General features: G+C 55.5%; 20 protein-coding genes and 1 other RNA gene. 17 read left to right on the top strand and 4 right to left on the bottom strand.

Features of this window, described 5'->3' with window-relative positions:
- Positions 1-3 precede the first annotated feature (3 nt).
- The 10 genes from AAE045_RS01305 (at position 4) to AAE045_RS01260 (ending at position 9,831) form a co-directional block, all read left to right on the top strand.
- Positions 4-1,278 carry a zinc-binding dehydrogenase gene (locus AAE045_RS01305; protein ID WP_455546143.1) on the top strand — a complete coding sequence of 425 codons (1,275 nt, stop codon included), beginning with the start codon at positions 4-6 and terminating at the stop codon, positions 1,276-1,278.
- 2 nt (positions 1,279-1,280) lie between these two features.
- Positions 1,281-2,252: a class II fructose-bisphosphatase gene (gene glpX / locus AAE045_RS01300; protein WP_455546142.1), complete on the top strand. Its 972-nt coding sequence runs from the start codon at positions 1,281-1,283 to the stop codon at positions 2,250-2,252.
- Between the two features lie 15 nt (positions 2,253-2,267).
- A complete protein-coding gene (locus tag AAE045_RS01295) occupies positions 2,268-2,777 on the top strand; it encodes an MltR family transcriptional regulator (protein WP_455546141.1) in 510 nt (169 codons plus the stop codon).
- The gene (locus AAE045_RS01290; protein WP_455546140.1) at positions 2,774-3,481 is read left to right on the top strand and encodes a nucleoside/nucleotide kinase family protein; all 708 of its coding nucleotides are present in this window, start codon (positions 2,774-2,776) and stop codon (positions 3,479-3,481) included. Before AAE045_RS01295 ends, AAE045_RS01290 begins: the two co-directional genes overlap by 4 nt.
- Positions 3,482-3,776: 295 nt before the next feature.
- Complete coding sequence (epd, locus tag AAE045_RS01285) at positions 3,777-4,796, top strand: erythrose-4-phosphate dehydrogenase (protein ID WP_455546139.1); 1,020 nt, start codon at positions 3,777-3,779, stop codon at positions 4,794-4,796.
- A 49-nt stretch (positions 4,797-4,845) separates the two neighbouring features.
- Complete coding sequence (gene pgk / locus AAE045_RS01280) at positions 4,846-6,009, top strand: phosphoglycerate kinase (protein ID WP_455425670.1); 1,164 nt, start codon at positions 4,846-4,848, stop codon at positions 6,007-6,009.
- A 95-nt stretch (positions 6,010-6,104) separates the two neighbouring features.
- The gene (gene fbaA / locus AAE045_RS01275) at positions 6,105-7,184 is read left to right on the top strand and encodes a class II fructose-bisphosphate aldolase (RefSeq protein WP_455546138.1); all 1,080 of its coding nucleotides are present in this window, start codon (positions 6,105-6,107) and stop codon (positions 7,182-7,184) included.
- Between the two features lie 176 nt (positions 7,185-7,360).
- Positions 7,361-8,221 carry a small-conductance mechanosensitive channel MscS gene (mscS, locus tag AAE045_RS01270; protein ID WP_455546137.1) on the top strand — a complete coding sequence of 287 codons (861 nt, stop codon included), beginning with the start codon at positions 7,361-7,363 and terminating at the stop codon, positions 8,219-8,221.
- Positions 8,222-8,355: 134 nt separating this feature from the next.
- The gene (argO, locus tag AAE045_RS01265; protein WP_455546136.1) at positions 8,356-8,991 is read left to right on the top strand and encodes an arginine exporter ArgO; all 636 of its coding nucleotides are present in this window, start codon (positions 8,356-8,358) and stop codon (positions 8,989-8,991) included.
- A gap of 108 nt (positions 8,992-9,099) precedes the next feature.
- On the top strand, positions 9,100-9,831 hold the full coding sequence (locus AAE045_RS01260) for an oxidative stress defense protein (protein WP_455546135.1): 732 nt from the start codon (positions 9,100-9,102) through the stop codon (positions 9,829-9,831).
- A gap of 72 nt (positions 9,832-9,903) precedes the next feature.
- Here AAE045_RS01260 and argP read toward each other — a convergent pair whose 3' ends face one another.
- The gene (gene argP / locus AAE045_RS01255; RefSeq protein ID WP_455425665.1) at positions 9,904-10,803 is read right to left on the bottom strand and encodes a LysR family transcriptional regulator ArgP; all 900 of its coding nucleotides are present in this window, start codon (positions 10,801-10,803) and stop codon (positions 9,904-9,906) included.
- Positions 10,804-10,968: 165 nt separating this feature from the next.
- On the opposite strand from argP, the gene rpiA reads away from it, so the two are divergent.
- Both rpiA and serA read left to right on the top strand, forming a co-directional pair.
- On the top strand, positions 10,969-11,628 hold the full coding sequence (gene rpiA / locus AAE045_RS01250) for a ribose-5-phosphate isomerase RpiA (protein WP_455546134.1): 660 nt from the start codon (positions 10,969-10,971) through the stop codon (positions 11,626-11,628).
- A 280-nt stretch (positions 11,629-11,908) separates the two neighbouring features.
- Positions 11,909-13,147, top strand: coding sequence for a phosphoglycerate dehydrogenase (serA, locus tag AAE045_RS01245; RefSeq protein ID WP_455546133.1), 1,239 nt, complete (start codon positions 11,909-11,911; stop codon positions 13,145-13,147).
- A gap of 91 nt (positions 13,148-13,238) precedes the next feature.
- Here serA and AAE045_RS01240 read toward each other — a convergent pair whose 3' ends face one another.
- The 3 genes from AAE045_RS01240 to zapA form a co-directional block, all read right to left on the bottom strand.
- Positions 13,239-13,853, bottom strand: coding sequence for a 5-formyltetrahydrofolate cyclo-ligase (locus tag AAE045_RS01240; protein ID WP_455546132.1), 615 nt, complete (start codon positions 13,851-13,853; stop codon positions 13,239-13,241).
- Between the two features lie 23 nt (positions 13,854-13,876).
- Positions 13,877-14,060: non-coding RNA, 6S RNA (gene ssrS, locus AAE045_RS01235), on the bottom strand.
- A gap of 41 nt (positions 14,061-14,101) precedes the next feature.
- A complete protein-coding gene (gene zapA, locus AAE045_RS01230) occupies positions 14,102-14,431 on the bottom strand; it encodes a cell division protein ZapA (protein ID WP_455425661.1) in 330 nt (109 codons plus the stop codon).
- A gap of 168 nt (positions 14,432-14,599) precedes the next feature.
- On the opposite strand from zapA, the gene AAE045_RS01225 reads away from it, so the two are divergent.
- The 5 genes from AAE045_RS01225 (at position 14,600) to gcvT (ending at position 20,436) form a co-directional block, all read left to right on the top strand.
- On the top strand, positions 14,600-15,178 hold the full coding sequence (locus AAE045_RS01225; protein ID WP_455546131.1) for a YecA/YgfB family protein: 579 nt from the start codon (positions 14,600-14,602) through the stop codon (positions 15,176-15,178).
- A gap of 21 nt (positions 15,179-15,199) precedes the next feature.
- On the top strand, positions 15,200-16,516 hold the full coding sequence (gene pepP / locus AAE045_RS01220; RefSeq protein WP_455546130.1) for a Xaa-Pro aminopeptidase: 1,317 nt from the start codon (positions 15,200-15,202) through the stop codon (positions 16,514-16,516).
- Positions 16,513-17,691, top strand: a complete 1,179-nt coding sequence (ubiH, locus tag AAE045_RS01215) for a 2-octaprenyl-6-methoxyphenyl hydroxylase (RefSeq protein WP_455546129.1) — start codon at positions 16,513-16,515, stop codon at positions 17,689-17,691. Before pepP ends, ubiH begins: the two co-directional genes overlap by 4 nt.
- A gap of 12 nt (positions 17,692-17,703) precedes the next feature.
- Positions 17,704-18,903 carry an FAD-dependent 2-octaprenylphenol hydroxylase gene (gene ubiI / locus AAE045_RS01210; RefSeq protein WP_455546128.1) on the top strand — a complete coding sequence of 400 codons (1,200 nt, stop codon included), beginning with the start codon at positions 17,704-17,706 and terminating at the stop codon, positions 18,901-18,903.
- Positions 18,904-19,338: 435 nt separating this feature from the next.
- Positions 19,339-20,436, top strand: a complete 1,098-nt coding sequence (gene gcvT / locus AAE045_RS01205) for a glycine cleavage system aminomethyltransferase GcvT (protein WP_455546127.1) — start codon at positions 19,339-19,341, stop codon at positions 20,434-20,436.
- The last annotated feature ends 18 nt before the right edge of the window (positions 20,437-20,454 follow it).

Genomic DNA, 20,454 nt, shown 5'->3' with positions numbered 1-20,454 from the left:
AATATGAAAACCAAAGTGGCTGCTATTTATGGCAAGCGGGATGTCCGTATCCGTGAGTTTGAACTTCCTGCTATTAACGATGATGAACTTTTAGTCAGTGTTATTTCAGATAGCGTATGCTTATCCACCTGGAAAGCCGCGCTGCTGGCGAGTGAACATAAACGCGTGCCTGACGATCTCGAGAACCATCCGGTTATTACCGGTCATGAGTGTGCCGGAATTATTGTTGAGGTTGGGAAGAACCTTGCCGGACAATATAAAAAAGGCCAGCGTTTTGTTTTACAACCGGCGATGGGTTTACCCAGTGGCTACTCTGCCGGCTATAGCTACGAATATTTCGGTGGTAATGCCACCTATATGATTATCCCCCGCCAGGCCATCGACCTGGGCTGTGTTTTACCCTATCACGGCTCTTATTTTGCGGCGGCTTCGCTTGCTGAACCCATGTGCTGCATTATTGGCGCTTATAAAGCCAATTACCATACGACCCAATATGTCTACGAGCACCGTATGGGCATTAAACCCGGCGGCAACCTGGCGCTGTTAGCCTGTGCCGGGCCGATGGGGATCGGAGCAATTGATTATGCGATTAACGGCAATATTAAACCCGCTAAGGTTGTGGTGGTGGATATTGACGATGCTCGTCTGGCGCAGGCGCAAAAACTGCTGCCGGTAGAGCACGCCGCCCGCAATGGCATCGAACTTATCTATGTGAACAGCAAGGGGCTGGCCGACCCGGCGGCATTTCTGCGGGAATTAAGCGGGGGAGCTGGGTTTGATGATGTTTTCGTCTATGCCGCAGTCCCTTCCGTGATTGAGCTGGGTGACGACCTTCTGGCAGATGACGGCTGTCTGAACTTTTTCGCCGGGCCTACGGATAAAAACTTCAAAGTGCCGTTCAATTTTTACAACGTGCATTACGGCAGCACGCATATCGTCGGCACGTCGGGCGGATCAACGGACGATATGAAAGAGGCGATTGAACTGGCGGCCAGCGGCAGATTACAGCCCTCCTTTATGGTCACGCACGTTGGCGGCCTGGATGCCGTCCCTGACACGGTACTGAACCTGCCGGATATTCCGGGCGGCAAGAAGCTTATCTATAACGGCGTTACCATGCCGCTTACCGCAATCGCGGACTTTGCCCGCCTGGGAGAAACCGATCCTTTATTCCGCCGTCTTGCAGAGCTGGTTGCTGAAACGCACGGCGTGTGGAATGAGGCCGCGGAGAAGCATCTGTTAGCCCATTTTAACGTTGATACCGGTGAAGAGGCTTAAAGATGAACACGCTGGCATACCCACTATTTCGCACCACGGAAATGGCTGCTCTTGCTGCCTGGCCGCAGATAGGGTGCGGCGATAAAAATAATATCGACGATCTTGCCGTCCGTGCGATGCGTGATGCGCTCAATCAGATAGAGATGCGGGGTCGGGTTGTGATAGGCGAGGGGGAAATCGATTGTGCACCCATGCTGTATATCGGTGAGCCTGTTGGCAAAGGCAGCGGCCCGCAGATAGATATTGCCGTTGACCCTATCGAAGGGACGCGCATGGTGGCGATGGGGCAAAACAATGCCCTGGCGGTGATGGCGTGTGCGCCGGGCGGCACGCTACTGCACGCGCCAGATATGTATATGAAGAAGATCGTGGTTGGCAAAAAAGCCAAAGGGGTGATTAACCTTGCGCTTTCCCTTGCTGATAACCTCCGTGCCGTCGCCGGTGCGCTGGATAAGCCCCTGGATCGGCTTCGCATGGTTACGCTGGACAAGCCGCGTCACCAGGACGCGATTGCTCAGGCTACCCGTCTTGGCGTGAAGGTTTTCGCCCTGCCGGATGGCGATGTCGCTGCGAGCGTCATGACCTGCCTGCTGGAAAACCAGTATGACGTGATGTACAGCATCGGCGGCGCGCCGGAAGGAGTCATTTCTGCCTGCGCGGTGAAAGCCCTTGGTGGAGAAATGCAGGTTGAGCTAATGGACTTTTGTCAGGCGAAGGGTGAGACGCCTGCGAACCGGCAAATAGCAGACTCCGAGCGGCGGCGCTGTAAAGAGATGGGCGTTGAGATCAACCGGATATATAGCCTGGACGAAGTAGTCAAAAGTGATGCAGTTTTATTCTCTGCGACCGGCGTAACCGGAGGGGATATATTACAAGGCGTACGCGAGGAAGGGACGGTTGTGCGAACGCAAACGCTCCTGATAAATGGTATTGAGCGTACCTGTAATATTATAGACTCTCTGCATCACCATTAATGTACTGGGCTATTGATGACCACTTTGAACGAAGATGATGTGCTTGAAAAGCTGGAAGCGCAAAATGACCTGGCCTCGTTTATGACGGTTGCGCACGATATTTTACTCTCCGGCATCAGGCAGTTTCTGCCTTCGTTATTCGTTAATAATGATGAAGAGATCCTCGAGTACGCTGTTAAACCTCTGCTGGCCAGAAGCGGGCCGCTGGACGATATCGACGTCGCGTTACGTTTGATTTACGCGCTGGGGAAAATGGACAAGTGGGTTTATGCCGATCTTGACTGTTTTTCCCAGTTCCGCGAATTCGTTTTTGCAAGCAAAGAGACGGTCCATTTTCATGACGATATAACCTACGATTTTATCGCCAGTCTCAATGCCATTACCCGCAACACAACGCTCTTTGATGCGATAAAAAAGATGAAGTTTTCGGACTTCAACATCTATTCCGAAGTGCGTTATGGCAGCATGGTGAAAACAGCCCTGACTCTGGCGGTGACTTCATTATTGAAGGAGCTCGTACCGTGAATGTCACTCTCAATATTAATGGTTTGATTAGCGAGGCCAGCTTTGACGAGGCTGAAGTCGAAGCGCTTCATAAACCCTTGCTCAGGCAGCTGGCGAAACAACAAAGTTTGCTCCAGCGCCGCATGGTGGTTTTCCTCGCGGCGCCTCCCGGCACCGGGAAATCTACCCTGGTGGCATTCTGGGAATATCTGGCCTTGCAGAACAAAGAATTACCCGCGCTTCAGGCCTTACCAATGGATGGTTTTCATCATTACAACAGCTATCTGCTGGCGAACAATCTCAGGCAATGTAAAGGTGCTCCGCAAACCTTTAATGTGCCTAAGCTGCGCCAGGCACTGAATGACCTGCAGCAGACTGCGTGCCGCTGGCCGCAGTACGATCGGAACCTGCACGATCCTGTTGAAAACGCCATTTCTGTCACGGCGCCGATTGTTATCGTTGAGGGCAACTGGCTGCTGCTCGATCGTCCTGAATGGCAGGTGCTACGGGACCTGTGCGACTTCTCGATCTTTATCTCAGCCGCACCAGACTCGCTTTCCGCAAGGCTTATCGACAGAAAAATACGAGGCGGGTTAACCCCCGAACAGGCGCATAAATTCTATGACACGACGGATGGCCCGAACGTCCTGCACGTGCTGAATAACAGCCAGCCAGCCGACCTTCTGCTACACATGGATGAAGCAGGGCGCTACAGTCGCGTCTGACCCTCAATTTTCGCGCTGGAATAGCTGAATGATGCGGTCGTTATTCACCCGGCAGCCCTCTGGTATTGCAGTTATTCCATCAAAAATGTGACCTGCGTCAGAAGATTGGTTGGATGCCGGGGGGCAACGTTCCTTTTATTCCACGTTTCGCTTACCATAGCTGAAGCGTTTCAGTCGAATAAATGTTCGACAAATAAGCAGTCAATTGCAGTTTCGTGAGTGCGAGGATTCCCCTGGAAGGGCGGCTGGATTACTCTGTCAGCCACTTCGATTCAGGGATTCTGGCAGGAGAGATATGACCGTACGCATCGCAATTAATGGCTTCGGTCGCATTGGGCGCAACGTGGTACGTGCTTTGTACGAATCCGGTCGCCGTGCGGAAATCACCGTGGTAGCAATCAATGAGCTGGCTGACGCTGCGGGTATGGCGCATCTGTTGAAATATGACACCAGCCATGGGCGCTTTGCCTGGGACGTGCGCCAGGAGCGTGACCAGCTGTGGGTCGGCGACGATGCCATCCGGTTGCTGCATGAGCCGACTATTGCGGCGCTGCCGTGGCGTGAACTGGGCGTTGACGTCGTGCTGGACTGTACCGGCGTCTTTGGTTCCCGCGCCGATGGCGTAGCCCATCTTGAAGCCGGGGCCAAAAAAGTTCTCTTCTCCCATCCAGGCGGCAACGATCTCGATGCAACCGTGGTGTACGGCGTTAACCACCACGAGGTGCAGGGCAGCCACCGAATCGTCTCAAATGCCTCCTGTACCACGAATTGTATAATCCCGATTATCAAATTACTTGATGATGCCTTTGGCATTGAGTGGGGGACGGTCACCACCATCCACTCCGCGATGCACGATCAGCAGGTAATAGATGCATACCATCCGGATCTGCGGCGTACCCGCGCTGCCAGCCAATCGATCATTCCGGTAGATACACGCCTTGCCGCCGGCATCGCCCGTATCTTCCCGAAATTTAACGATCGTTTTGAGGCGATTGCGGTTCGCGTCCCGACAATTAACGTCACCGCCATCGATTTAAGCGTGACGGTAAGGGATGCAGTGAATGCAAATGAAATCAACCAGTTACTGCAAAAAGCGGCACAGGATTCATTTCATGGTATAGTTGACTATACGGAATTACCGTTGGTCTCGACTGATTTTAACCATGACCCGCACAGTGCCATTGTTGACGGCACGCAAACCCGGGTCAGTGGGCAGCACCTGATTAAAACTCTGGTCTGGTGCGATAACGAATGGGGCTTTGCTAACCGAATGCTCGACACGACGTTAGTCATGGCTGCAAGTGGTTTCAGGTAGGGCGTGGAATGCGCCCGCAAAACTTTAAGAATCAACGAGAGGATTCACCATGTCTGTAATTAAGATGACCGATCTGGATCTGGCTGGTAAGCGCGTTCTGATCCGTGCAGATTTGAACGTACCAGTTAAAGAAGGGAAAGTGACATCTGACGCACGTATCCGTGCATCTCTGCCAACCATCGAACTGGCTCTGAAGCAGGGCGCGAAAGTGATGGTTACCTCTCACCTGGGTCGTCCGACCGAAGGCGAGTACAACGAAGAATTCTCTCTGCTGCCGGTTGTTAACTACCTGAAAGACAAACTGTCTTCCCCGGTTCGCCTGGCGAAAGATTACCTTGACGGCGTTGAAGTTGCCGCCGGTGAGCTGGTCGTTCTGGAAAACGTTCGCTTCAACAAAGGCGAAAAGAAAGACGACGAAACCCTGTCTAAGAAATACGCTGCCCTGTGTGACGTATTCGTTATGGATGCTTTCGGCACCGCGCACCGCGCGCAGGCTTCTACTCACGGCGTAGGCAAATTTGCTGATATCGCTTGTGCAGGCCCGCTGCTGGCTGAAGAGCTGAGCGCGCTGGGTAAAGCACTGAAAGAACCAGCTCGTCCAATGGTTGCTATCGTTGGCGGTTCTAAAGTATCTACCAAACTGACCGTGCTGGACTCCCTGTCCAAAATCGCTGACCAGCTGATTGTTGGTGGCGGTATCGCGAACACCTTCGTTGCCGCTCAGGGCCACAACGTAGGTAAATCCCTGTATGAAGCAGACCTGGTTGACGAAGCTAAGCGCCTGCTGACTACCTGCGACATTCCGGTACCAACTGACGTTCGCGTTGCGACCGAGTTCTCTGAAACCGCTACCGCTACCCTGAAATCTGTAAACGACATCAAAGATGAAGAGCAGATTCTGGACCTGGGCGACGTCTCTGCCCAGAAGCTGGCCGATATCCTGAAAAACGCGAAAACCATTCTGTGGAACGGCCCGGTTGGCGTATTCGAGTTCCCTAACTTCCGTAAAGGGACCGAAATCGTTGCTAACGCCATCGCAGACAGCGAAGCGTTCTCTATCGCAGGCGGCGGTGACACCCTGGCGGCTATCGACCTGTTCGGTATCTCCGACAAGATCTCCTACATCTCTACCGGCGGCGGCGCATTCCTCGAGTTCGTGGAAGGCAAAGTACTGCCAGCAGTAGCGATGCTCGAAGAGCGCGCTAAGAAGTAATAATTACGGGCAGGATTATCCTGCCCGTTGATTTCTTGCCGCCCGTAGACGACCTTAGGCGGCACAAACGATACGACGATACAGGACAAACAACCATGTCTAAGATTTTTGATTTCGTAAAACCAGGCGTAATCACTGGTGATGACGTACAGAAAGTTTTCCAGGTAGCGAAAGAGAATAACTTCGCTCTGCCAGCCGTTAACTGCGTGGGCACCGACTCCATCAACGCCGTTCTGGAAACTGCTGCAAAAGTTAAAGCTCCAGTTATCGTTCAGTTCTCTAACGGCGGTGCCGCTTTCATCGCCGGTAAAGGCGTGAAAACCGACGTTCCTCAGGGTGCTGCAATCCTGGGTGCTATCTCTGGCGCACACCACGTTCACCAGATGGCAGAACATTACGGCGTGCCGGTTATTCTGCACACCGACCACTGCGCTAAGAAACTGCTGCCGTGGATCGACGGCCTGCTGGACGCGGGTGAGAAACACTTCGCTGCTACCGGTAAACCACTGTTCTCTTCCCACATGATTGACCTGTCCGAAGAGTCTCTGGAAGAAAACATCGAGATCTGCTCCAAATACCTGGCCCGTATGGCCAAAATGGACATGACTCTGGAAATCGAACTGGGCTGCACCGGCGGTGAAGAAGATGGCGTAGATAACAGCCATATGGACGCATCTGCACTGTACACTCAGCCAGAAGACGTTGACTACGCGTACACCAAACTGAACGCGATCAGCCCACGTTTCACCATCGCTGCTTCCTTCGGTAACGTGCACGGTGTGTACAAGCCAGGCAACGTGGTTCTGACCCCAACTATCCTGCGTGATTCCCAGGATTATGTTTCTAAGAAACACAACCTGCCGCACAACTCCCTGAACTTCGTCTTCCACGGCGGTTCCGGTTCGTCTGCACAGGAAATCAAAGACTCCGTAAGCTACGGCGTAATCAAAATGAACATCGATACCGACACCCAGTGGGCAACATGGGAAGGTATCCTGAACTACTACAAAGAAAACGAAGCTTACCTGCAGGGTCAGCTGGGCAACCCGAAAGGCGAAGACCAGCCGAACAAGAAATACTACGATCCACGCGTATGGCTGCGTGCTGCACAGACCTCTATGATCACCCGTCTGGAGCAGGCTTTCAACGAACTGAACGCGAAAGACGTTCTGTAAGTTAAAGCGCAATTAGTTCGACAAGCCCGCCTCGTGCGGGCTTTTTTTTGTTCATTTATTCGCGATCGGTAGTCCTAATTTGTGAGCGACTTGGCACATTCGCTTGTTTTTGTTTACCCTTTAGAGTCTAACTTGTGGTTCAGGTAACCATTTCGCTACAAAACAAGGAACCGGGAATGGAAGATCTTAACGTAGTAAACAGTATCAATAATGCCGGAGGCTGGCTGGTGCGCAACCAGGCATTGCTGCTGAGCTATGCGGTCAACATCGTGGCGGCCATTGCCATTATCATCGTCGGGATGATTATCGCCCGCATGGTATCAGGCGCGATTAACCGGGTGATGCGCGCAAGGCACATCGATGCCACGGTAGCGGATTTTCTCTCCGCCCTGGTCCGCTACGGAATTATTGCCTTCACGCTGATTGCCGCCCTTGGACGAGTGGGGGTGCAGACGGCCTCGGTGATTGCCGTACTGGGTGCTGCCGGTCTGGCTATCGGTTTAGCCCTCCAGGGGTCGCTTTCAAACCTCGCGGCGGGCGTGCTGCTGGTGACCTTCCGTCCTTTCCGGGCGGGTGAGTACGTTGACCTTGGCGGTATCGCGGGTACCGTGCTTAATGTGCAAATTTTCTCAACTACCCTGCGCACCGTAGACGGCAAAATCGTCGTGGTGCCAAACGGTAAAATCATCGCCGGCAACATCATTAACTTCTCCCGTGAGCCGGTGCGCCGCAATGAATTTATCATCGGCGTGGCCTATGACGCGGACATCGACCAGGTGAAGCAGATCCTGACCGATATCATCAGCAGCGATGACCGCATCCTGAAGGACCGCGAGCAGACCGTGCGCCTTAACGAACTGGGGCCATCCTCGGTGAACTTTGTTGTACGCTGCTGGAGCAACAGTGGCGATCTGCAAAACGTCTACTGGGACGTGCTGGAGCGCATTAAGAAAGCGCTGGATGCCAACGGTATCGGCATTCCTTATCCGCAGATGGACGTCAACTTCAAACGCGTGAAAGAACCCGCGCAGCAGTAAGCCAGGCGGGTCAGCTTCGGCTGGCCCGTTTATCATTAGAAATTCTGATAAGCCATTAATATTATCCATTTCCTCTAATAATTCTTCCGCCTTAAACTCTTCATCAATTGCCAAATACTGAAGAGAAACTCCTCGTGATATCTTACTACTTTCAAGGGCTTGCCTTAGGTGCGGCCATGATCCTCCCTCTTGGGCCCCAGAATGCCTTTGTGATGAACCAGGGTATCCGCCGACAGTACCACCTGATGATTGCCACGCTCAGCGCGTTAAGCGACCTGGTGCTTATCTGCGGCGGTATCTTTGGCGGCAGCGCCATCCTGATGAAGTCGCCGTGGCTGCTGGCGCTGGTCACCTGGGGCGGCGTTGCTTTCCTGCTCTGGTACGGCTGGGGCGCGCTGCGCACGGCGATGAGCAGCAGCGTAGAGCTGGCAACGGCGGAGGTCATGAAGCAGGGGCGCTGGAAAATCATCGCCACCATGCTCGCCGTCACCTGGCTTAATCCGCACGTCTATCTCGACACCTTCGTCGTGCTGGGCAGCCTTGGCGGGCAGCTGGCCGCCGAGCCAAAACGCTGGTTTGCACTGGGAACGATCAGCGCGTCGATTCTGTGGTTCTATGGACTGGCGATCCTCGCCGCGTGGCTTGCGCCGCGCCTGCGGACGGCCAAAGCGCAGCGTATTATCAACGGCGTAGTGGGCGTGGTGATGTGGTTTATCGCTTCCCAGCTGGCGTGGGATGGGGTTCAGCACATCCGCTCGCTGATGGGTTAATTGGCCTTTATCCGATAGACAAGTTACCATTCCAGGCTAAGCTTGCTGCCATACGCCCGCGACCCTGTCGGGCGCAATGACAGTGGAACGTAGCATGGAGGAATTACAGTGAAGTTTAAAACCCTGGCATTAGCCGCTTTAGTAGGATTTGGTACGCTACCGGCGCTGGCCGACGAGCTGCCAAACGGTCCGCATATCGTCACGTCCGGCACCGCCAGCGTCGATGCCGTTCCTGATATTGCCACGCTCGCTATCGAAGTAAACGTCTCCGCCAAAGATGCGGCCTCAGCAAAAAAACAGGCTGATGACCGCGTTGCGCAGTACCTGACATTCCTGCAGCAGAGCGGCGTTGAGAAGAAGGATATCAATGCGGCTAACCTGCGCACCCAGCCGGAATACGAATACCTGAAAGACGGCAAAACGCAGCTGAAAGGCTACCGTGCCGTGCGCCAGGTGGAAGTGACCCTGCGCAAGCTCGACAAAATGAACGAGCTGCTGGACGGTGCCCTGAAGGCTGGCCTGAACGAAATCCGCTCCGTCTCACTGGGCGTTGCGGATCCTGAGCAGTACAAAGACAAGGCGCGTAAAGAAGCGATTAGCGACGCGACCCGTCAGGCAAAACTGTTGGCCGAAGGCTTTAACAGCAAGCTGGGTCAGGTCTACAGCGTGCGCTATCACGTTTCTAACTATCAGCCCGCGCCAATGGTACGGATGATGAAGGCCGATGCCGCAGCGCCTGTATCCGCGCAGGATACTTACGATCAGCAGACCATTCAGTTTGACGATCAGGTAGACGTGGTGTTTGAGCTGGACCGCGCTCAGAACGAAGCTGCGAAGTAATTAATAAAGAGTAGGTTGGATAAGCGTAAGCGCCATCCAATAAAAAAGGCCGCTAATATAAGCGGCCTTTTTCTATTCAGCGTCCTGGCGCAGCACCCGGTGTCCGTACTCCAGCAGCGCGTCCGTGACGTTGCGCATCATTCTGCTTTCCGGCGCAAACCGGTGCCAGTACAGCATACGCCGCTGCATCAGGCCCGGCGTCAGGTCAATCAGCTCGCCGCTGTTCAGCTCCCTTTCGATTTGCAGATGCGGGATCATGCAGCAGGTGGTGCCCTGGCGAGCCAGCTGCACAAAGGCTTCCGACGAGTTCACGATGTGGCAAGGCACGCTGCCCGGCGACAGATCGAAGTTCTGTTGTAAAAAGGCCTGGTGCATATCGTCAAGATGGTCAAAGGCGACGGCTGGCGCTTTGAGCAGGGCGGAACGCGTGACGCCGTTCGGGAAGTAGCGAGCGGCAAAATCTTTCGAGCCAACGAACAGATAATCAAGCGCGCCTAATTTATCAACCAGGCAGCTCGGTAGCGGCTGGGGTTGAATGGATACGGCCCCGACCACTTCGCCGCGACGCAGGCGTTCCTGGGTACGGGTTTCATCTTCAACCTGCAGATTCAGGCGGATAGGGGAGTCGGCCAGCACCGGCGCCAGCGCGGGCAGCAGCCAGGTTGCCAGGCTGTCGGCGTTCACCGCCAGCGACAGCAGCAGAGGCGTGGAACCGGTTTGCTCATCGCCAAGCCACTCTTCTTCCAGCAGCTCCACCTGACGCAGTAACGCCAGCAGTTTCTGTCCCTGCTCGGTCGGGCGTGGCGGAACGGTGCGCACTAACAATGGCTGGCCGAACATATTTTCCAGTTGCTTGATGCGCTGTGACACCGCGGATTGTGTGATGCACAGCTTCTGCGCCGCGCGCTCAAACCCTCGTTCACGAATAACCGCATCCAGCGCCTGTAGCGTTCTGTAGTCCGGGCGTTTCATTGTTGTTGCTGACCTCTGTTTTTGCTTTGCCAGCACTATGACATAAATTTGCCCTCAATCCAGACCAAATCCACAAAGATCGGATGAGTTCTCCCATCGTCGGGGACAATCCCACGGCGGTTGCTCTATAATGCGCGTCAGTTTTCACAGCACAGGCAAATAACCATGACGCAGGATGAACTGAAAAAAGCAGTGGGTTGGGCAGCGCTCCAGTACGTGCAGCCGGGCACCATCGTTGGCGTGGGCACAGGCTCAACCGCCGCACACTTTATTGACGCTCTGGGCACCATCAAACACCAGATTGATGGCGCGGTATCCAGCTCCGATGCCTCCACCGCTAAGCTGAAGAGCCTGGGCATTACCGTCTTCGACCTTAACGAAGTTGATTCTCTGGGCATCTATGTGGACGGCGCGGACGAAATTAACGGCCAGATGCAGATGATTAAAGGCGGTGGTGCAGCGCTGACCCGTGAAAAGATCATCGCTTCCGTTGCCGAGAGGTTCATCTGCATCGCCGACGCCTCCAAGCAGGTTGATGTCCTCGGCAACTTCCCGCTGCCTGTAGAAGTGATTCCCATGGCCCGCAGCTGCGTCGCTCGCGAGCTGGTCAAGCTGGGCGGCCGCCCGGAGTACCGTCAGGGCGTGGTAACCGACAACGGCAACATCATTCTTGACGTCTATGGCCTGAGCATCATCGACCCGATCGCGCTGGAAAATGCGATTAACGGCCTGCCGGGCGTGGTGACCGTCGGCCTGTTTGCTAACCGAGGCGCGGACGTTGCGCTGATCGGCACGGCGGACGGCGTGAAAACCATCGTAAAATGATCTGACCGGGGCGCACGCTGCGCCCCAAAAATCCGTTTAAATTCTGACAATTTATTTTAACGGCAAATTTGGTGACATATGTCACATTCCTGTAAACCACCTGTGCTTCATTCCTGGTTCTCCCACGCCGCCAGCATTTTGTGCTAACTCCTGCCGCTTATTTCTCTCCCGCCTGCCCGCTGACGCAATCGTTCATATTGCCCATAGCGTAGATTTTGATATTTTGACAGAAGGGTAACTTACAGGCAGTACAACACAGCTAGCTAAATAGGGTCGGGAAATGGCAAAAGTATCACTCGAAAAAGACAGAATTAAATTCCTGCTGGTGGAAGGTGTACACCAGAAGGCGGTCGATAATCTTCGCGCGGCAGGCTACACCAACATCGAGTATCACAAAGGCGCGCTGGACAGCGATGCGCTTAAAGAAGCCATCCGTGATGCCCATTTCATCGGCTTACGTTCCCGTACCAACCTGACTGAAGACATTCTTGCGGCGGCTGAAAAGCTGGTTGCGGTCGGCTGCTTCTGTATCGGCACTAACCAGGTTGACCTGGATGCGGCGGCTAAACGCGGCGTGCCGGTATTCAACGCGCCATTCTCCAACACGCGCTCTGTTGCTGAACTGGTGCTTGGCCAGCTGCTGCTTTTACTGCGCGGCGTACCGGAAGCCAACGCGAAAGCGCACCGTGGCGTGTGGAATAAAGTTGCGGTCGGCTCTTATGAAGCCCGTGGCAAGAAGCTGGGGATTATCGGTTACGGCCACATCGGCACCCAGCTTGGCATTCTGGCCGAATCGCTGGGGATGAACGTCTTCTTCTACGATATTGAAAACAAGCTGCCGCTGGGTAACGCCACGCAGGTGCAGCATCTGTCCGACCTGCTCAACATGAGCGACGTGGTCAGCCTGCACGTGCCTGAGAACGCATCCACTAAGAATATGATTGGTGCCGACGAACTGGCGCTGATGAAGCCGGGTGCGCTGCTGATCAACTGCGCTCGCGGTACGGTTGTCGATATCCCGGCGCTTTGCGATGCGCTGGCGCGTAAGCATCTGGCCGGTGCCGCAATCGACGTTTTCCCGACCGAACCGGCAACCAACAGCGATCCGTTTGTGTCGCCGCTGTGCGAGTTCGATAACGTGATCCTGACGCCGCACATTGGCGGCTCAACTCAGGAAGCGCAGGAGAATATCGGTCTGGAAGTGGCGGGTAAACTTGCGAAGTATTCTGACAACGGCTCAACGCTGTCTGCGGTGAATTTCCCGGAGGTTTCCCTGCCGCTGCATAGCGGGACAACAAGCCGCCTGCTGCACATCCACGAGAACCGCCCGGGGATTCTGACCGCGCTCAACCAGATCTTTGCCGAGCAGGGCATCAACATTGCCGCCCAGTTCCTGCAAACCACGCCGCATATGGGTTACGTGGTCATCGATATTGATGCTGCTGAAGATGTTGCCGAAGCCGCGCTGAAGTCTATGAAGGCGATTCCGGGGACAATCCGCGCCCGTCTGCTTTACTGATTTAACTCTGCCGGTGGATGACGCTGGCGCTTTTCCGCCCTGCATTCGTTGCTGTTCGTAGGGCGGATAAGCGAATGCACCACCCTCTTTTTTACCATTCCCACAGCCGGGAGGGCGTGACAACCGCCGGTAACGGAATATCCCACTCCTCCGCTGGTAAAGCCGGAACCTGCTGGCAATCATGTGCCAGACCAACCGGCCACAGGCCATGCCGCTGCCAGTTCTGTAGCGTCCTGTCGTAAAATCCTCCGCCCATGCCCAACCGTTGCCCCTGTTCGTCAAACGCGACCAGCGGCGTTACCAGCACGTCCAGCCTGTCCAGCGGCAGCACGTTGCGCACGTCGAGCTTTGGCTCAAGGATTTTCAGCCTGTTCATAACCAGATGGCTGTCTTTGTCATAGCGTAAAAACAGCAGGCTGCTTTTGCTGAAAGGGTGCAGAACGGGGAGATATACGGACTTACCGGCCTGCCACAGAGCACGAATCAAGGGATCTGTATCCAGCTCGCCGTCGAACGACAAAAACACCGCGACGCTTTTTGCCTTTATTACCGGTGGGTATGCCAGCATGCGTGAAGCGGCCCGTTGGGCGAAAATATGCTGTTCGGAATCCGTAATGGAGCGGCGTCTTTGCCGTATGGTCTGGCGAATTTCAGCGCGAAGCTGTGAGGCAAAATGGGGTGTAGAACTTAAGGAACGTTGTGTCATATGAAATGACCAGGTAGAAAGAGGGAATCTCCGAGATGCCGCCGCAGGCTGTAACCCTTGAACCCTTGGTTCAAGGTGAATGCAGCGTCACTGTCATCAGGCTTCTCGGACGGACCGAGCATGCTCACCGACGGTGGAGCACCACATTCTTGTGGTATGAAATATCGGCTCAGGGGACTGGCCCGCTTGCAAACATCTCAGAGAATTTTGTACTTCACAGTTACTCTACCATAGACAACTGCGAAGCGTTATTCAAAATTTGGACCCTGTCTTTCTGTTATGCGACCCTGTTCAAGTAAGGCTTGTTCAATGGTCTGCTGTAACATTTTGATACGCTGCTCCATGTTGGCAGCGTAGTCACGGGTTTTCGATTTTTCCTGAGTCAGCTCGTAGCAAATGTTCAGTGCCGCGATGAAAACTAACTGCTCAGTATTTGTGACTCTAGTGCGAACTTTTAAATCTTGCAACCGCTGATTCAGCTCATCTGCGGCCTGATTCAACGCATCCTGTTGTTCAGGCGGACAATTCACGCGCAATGAACGACCGAAAATTTGGATATCGACTGGTTGTGCAGACATGCCACCTTCCTGCTGTTAACTCGCCTGCCTTCCGCCAACCTGTGCCAGGCCACGAAAGGGGCGTCACTATAGCTACCCCGTTATGAAGATACAAGCCCTTTTCTGGTGCCTCGAGGTCCCTGGTGGTAGCATAACATGAACTCTCTCTGCCAACGATGACGAATGCGCATGTCTATACAGAACGCAATGCCTGGCTACGACGCCGTAAGCCAACTTTTGAACCAACAAGGTGTGGGCCTGACGCCTGCAGAAATGCACGGCCTGATCAGCGGAATGCTGTGTGGCGGCAACAAAGACACCAGTTGGCAAACGCTGCTCCACGACCTGACCAACGAAGGCCTGGCCTTCAGCCAGAACCTTGCCGACAGCCTGCGCCAGATGCACGGCGCGACTGGCGATGCGCTGGAAGACGACGGTTTTATGTTTCAGCTTTACCTGCCGGACGGCGACGAAACCACGGTTTTTGACCGTGCTGACGCGCTGGCCGGCTGGGTTAACCATTTCCTGCTTGGCCTGGGCGTCACCCAGCCTAAACTTGATAAGGTGACCGGCGAAACAGGTGAAGCCATCGACGATCTGCGCAACATCGCCCAGCTCGGCTATGACGAAGACGAAGATCAGGAAGAGCTGGAAATGTCCCTCGAAGAGATCGTCGAGTACGTGCGGGTTGCCGCACTGCTGTGCCACGACACCTTTACCCGTCCGATGCCAACGGCACCAGAAGTGCGCAAGCCGACGCTCCACTAAAATTTTGTCTCAGGAGGTGTGATGAATCAGCAGGAATTTCTCCGTCGCCGCCAGGCGCTACTGGCGAAAATGGCTCCGGCCAGCGCCGCGCTAATTTTTGCGGCTCCCGAGGCGACGCGCAGTGCGGACAGTGAATATCCGTACCGCCAGAACAGCGATTTCTGGTACTTCACCGGGTTTAACGAACCCGAAGCGGTACTGGTGCTTATCAAAAGCGATGAGACCCACAACCACAGCGTGCTGTTCAACCGGCTGCGCGATAAGACCGCGGAAATCTGGTTTGGTCGTCGTCTTGGTCAGGAAGCCGCGCCGGAAAAACTGGCAGTGGATCGTGCGCTGGCATTTTCTGAAATTGACGAGCAGCTGCATCAGTTGCTCAACGGCCTGGACGTGGTTTATCACGCTCAGGGCGAACATGCGTATGCGGATGCCATCGTCTTTACCGCGCTCGATAAGCTGCGCCGTGGCTCTCGGCAAAACCTGAGTGCTCCCGCCACGCTGACCGACTGGCGCCCGTGGGTCCACGAGCAGCGCCTGTTTAAATCCGATGAAGAAATTGCCGTGATGCGCCGGGCCGGTGAGATCACCGCGCTGGCCCATACCCGTGCGATGGAAAAGTGCCGCCCGGGCATGTTCGAATATCAGCTGGAAGGGGAAATTCTTCATGAATTCAGCCGCCACGGCGCGCGCTTCCCATCCTATAACACTATCGTTGGCAGCGGTGAGAACGGCTGTATTCTGCACTACACCGAAAACGAATGTGAAATGCGCGACGGCGAGCTGGTGCTGATTGACGCCGGATGCGAATACAAAGGGTACGCGGGGGATATCACCCGCACCTTCCCGGTGAACGGCAAGTTCAGTGCGCCACAGCGCGCTATCTATAACATCGTTCTTGAATCCCTTGAGACGGCGCTTAAGCTCTACCGCCCGGGGACTTCCATGCAGGAAGTGACCGGCGAGGTTATCCGCATTATGGTCCAGGGACTGGTGAAGCTTGGCATTCTGAAAGGTGAAGTCGAACAGCTGATAGCTGATAACGCTCACCGCCAGTTCTTCATGCACGGCCTCAGCCACTGGCTTGGCCTGGACGTTCACGACGTGGGGGCTTACGGCCCGGATCGTTCCCGCGTGCTGGAACCCGGCATGGTTATCACCGTTGAGCCGGGGCTGTATATCGCACCGGATGCGGATGTGCCTGCGGAGTATCGCGGCATCGGCATTCGTATTGAAGATGACATTCTCATCACCGAAGACGGCAACGAAAACCTGACGGCGAGCGTGGTGAAATCTGCGGATGATATTGAAGCGCTGATGGCGACGGCACGTCAGCTATGAGCGTGATTATCGTCGGCGGGGGCATGACCGGCGCAACCCTCGCGCTGGCTATCTCAAAGATGACCGGGGGAAAGCTCCCGGTGCACCTTGTCGAAGCCACTGAACCAGACTCTGTAGCCCATCCGGGTTTTGACGCCCGGGCAATTGCTCTCGCTCAGGGTACCTGTCAGCAGTTGACCCGCATCGGCGTCTGGCCTGCGATTTCTGACTGCGCCACGGCAATTACCACCGTGCACGTGAGCGATCGCGGGCACGCAGGGTTTGTGACGCTCGAAGCGGAAGATTATCAGATTGGCGCTTTAGGCCAGGTGGTTGAGCTGCACGATGTCGGCCAGCGTCTGTTTGCCCTGCTGCGTAAAGCGCCGGGCGTGACATTACACTGCCCGGAGCGAGTATCCTCCTTTACGCGTGATGAACGCGGGGTAAGCGTAACGCTGGACAGCGGAACGGTGCTGGAAGGCAAACTGCTCGTCGCAGCAGACGGCTCCCGTTCCGCGCTTGCGGCGCAGTGCGGCATCGTCTGGCAGCAGCAGGATTATCAGCAGATTGCGGCTATCGCCAACGTCACTACCGCTCTGCCGCACAACGGCCGGGCCTTTGAACGCTTTACCGGGCATGGTCCGTTGGCCATGTTGCCGATGTCCGACGGGCGCTGCTCGCTGGTCTGGTGCCATCCTCAGGATGCGCTGGAAGAAGTAAAAAGCTGGAGCGACGAGCGTTTCTGCAACGAGCTACAGCGCGCCTTCGGCTGGCGCCTGGGGCGAATCACCCATGCGGGCGCGCGCAATATTTACCCGCTGGCGCTGACCACCGCCACGCAATCTGTTTCGCATCGCGTGGCGCTGGTCGGCAACGCCGCACAAACTCTGCATCCCATTGCCGGGCAGGGCTTTAACCTCGGCCTGCGCGATGTCATGTCGCTCGCAGAAACCCTGAGCGCCGCACATCAGGCGCAGCTCGATCCCGGCAGCTATCCCGTGCTGGCTGATTATCAGCAGCGCCGAAGCGCAGATAAAGCGGCAACCATCGGCGTCACCGATGGCCTGGTGCAGCTGTTTGCTAACCACTGGGCGCCGCTGGTCGTTGGCCGTAATCTGGGCCTGATGGCGATGGAACATTTTACTCCGGCACGAGACGTGCTGGCACAGCGGACCCTCGGTTGGGTTGCGCGTTAAAGGAGAATCAATTTGCAAAGCGTTGATGTGGCGATTGTTGGTGGCGGCATGGTGGGTCTGGCGGTTGCCTGTGGTTTGCAGGGCAGCGGCCTGCGCATGGCCGTGCTGGAGAATCATCTACCGCAGCCTCCTGCACCAGATGCACCTCCCGCCCTGCGAGTGTCGGCCATAAACGCTGCCAGCGAAAAGCTGCTGGCCCACCTGGGTGCGTGGCCGCAGATTGCCCGCCGCGCAGCGCCGTATCACGGCATGGCGGTCTGGGACCAGGACAGCTTCGGAAAAATCGATTTCGACGATAAAACCTACGGTTTCAGCCACCTGGGCCACATTATTGAAAACGCAGTTATTCATCAGGCTTTGTGGCAGCGCGCCGAACAGTGCGCGGACGTCACGCTGATGGCTCCCGCTGAGCTACAGCAGGTTGCCTGGGGTGAAAACGAAGCGTTCATCACCCTGAAAGATGGGGCGATGCTGACCGCACGCCTGGTTATCGGGGCCGACGGTGCCAACTCATGGCTGCGCAAGCAGGCGGATATTCCGCTGACATTCTGGGATTACCGTCACCACGGGCTGGTGGCCACTATCCGTACCGCCGAGCCGCATCAGGCCGTGGCGCGCCAGGTCTTCCACGGCGAGGGCATTCTGGCCTTCCTGCCGCTGTCCGATCCGCATCTGTGCTCGATTGTCTGGTCGCTGCCGCCGCAGGAAGCGGAGCGTATGCAGCAGGCAACGGATGAGGAGTTTAATCAGGCGCTGAGCGTAGCCTTTGATATGCATCTTGGGTTGTGCCGCGTTGAGAGCGAACGGCAGGTCTTCCCGCTGACGGGGCGCTACGCCCGCAGCTTCGCGGCGCACCGCCTTGCGCTGGTGGGCGACGCTGCCCATACCATTCATCCGCTGGCCGGGCAGGGAGTGAACCTCGGCTTTATGGATGCCGCCGAGCTGATTGATGAAGTTCGTCGCCTGCACCGTGAAGGCAAAGACATCGGCCAGTATCTGTATCTGCGCCGCTACGAACGCAGCCGTAAGCACAGTGCCGCTATGATGCTGGCAAGCATGCAGGGCTTCCGCGATCTGTTCGCGGGCAGCAATCCGGCCAAAAAGCTGCTGCGTGATATCGGCCTGAAGCTTGCCGATACCCTGCCCGGCGTTAAGCCGCAGCTCGTTCGTCAGGCGATGGGGCTGCAGGATCTGCCCGCCTGGCTTCGTTAAACAATAGCGTTAACCCAGTCACATTTTCCTTCCCGACACCGGGAAGGGAACCCCGCCTCTCGTTTGAAAAATTCTAATCTCAGGCCAAATTTCGGATTACTTTTTTTAATGACATGTTTTTATTCATGTAGTGAATTTGTTTCTGTAATGGTCGTAAATGTTAGCTAACTCTAAATTCCTTCGAAAACACTTCCGGTTTATGCGTACTGCCTCGCATTTTTCCAGTTGAATACTCTGCATGCTGCTTCGCCTGTTTTGGTCATAAGCTAATGCAATGACCGGTTTCCCCTTATGGTTTACGGGGCATATCAGTGGTAAGTTCAGGCGATAAGGTAACGTTTGCGTCGCGCCTTTAACGGCGGTGATGCCGGGTTACGTCTGACGGACGGCAGGGCGTAAAAGCGCCGTGCAAACCAGATGGTTAAAGAGGAAAAGATGGCTCAACAGACCCCTTTATTTGAACAGCACAATCTCTGCGGCGCGCGCATGGTGGACTTCCATGGCTGGATGATGCCGCTGCACTACGGCTCGCAGATTGACGAGCACCACGCGGTACGTACCGATGCGGGCATGTTCGATGTTTCCCATATGACCATCGTCGATTTACACGGCAGCCGCACCCGCGAATTCCTGCGCTATTTAGTCGCCAACGACGTCGCCAAACTGACCCAGCCGGGCAAAGCCCTCTACACCGGGATGCTGACCGCCTCCGGTGGCGTTATCGACGATCTGATTATCTATTTTCTCACCGAAGACTATTTCCGCCTGGTGGTGAACTCCGCGACCCGCGAAAAAGACCTTGAGTGGATCACCCAGCATGCCGAGCCGTACGCCGTTGAAGTCACCGTGCGAGACGACCTTTCCCTGATTGCCGTGCAGGGGCCAAACGCCCAGGCTAAAGCGGCAAAGCTCTTCAGCGAAGAGCAGCGCAAAGCGGTGGAGGGAATGAAGCCGTTCTTTGGCGTGCAGACGGGCGATTTGTTTATCGCCACCACCGGCTATACCGGTGAAGCGGGCTATGAAATTGCGATGCCAAACGAGAAGGCCGCAGAGTTCTGGGCGCACCTGGTGGAAGCGGGCGTCAAGCCATGCGGCCTGGGCGCGCGCGATACGCTGCGTCTGGAAGCGGGTATGAACCTGTACGGCCAGGAGATGGACGAGGGGATCTCCCCGCTTGAAGCAAACATGGGCTGGACCATTGCCTGGGAGCCTGCCGACCGTGATTTCATTGGCCGTGAAGCCCTTGAAGCGCAGCGCGAAAAAGGCACCGACAAGCTGGTTGGCCTGATCATGACCGAAAAGGGCGTGCTGCGTAATGAGCTGCCGGTTCATTTTACCGACGAGTCCGGCAACGTTTGCGAAGGGATCATCACCAGCGGGACATTTTCGCCGACGCTTGGCTACAGCATTGCGCTGGCGCGCGTTCCGGCGGGCATTGGCGATACGGCCATCGTGCAGATCCGCAACCGTGAAATGCCGGTAAAAGTCACTAAACCTGTTTTTGTTCGCGCCGGAAAACCCGTCGCGCAGTAAATCTTGATAGAGGGTAAG

The sequence above is a fragment of the Dryocola clanedunensis genome (assembly GCF_038405435.1).
In the GTDB taxonomy this organism is placed as follows: Bacteria; Pseudomonadota; Gammaproteobacteria; order Enterobacterales; family Enterobacteriaceae; genus Dryocola; species Dryocola clanedunensis_A.
This window is presented reverse-complemented; position numbering and strand designations above follow the sequence as displayed.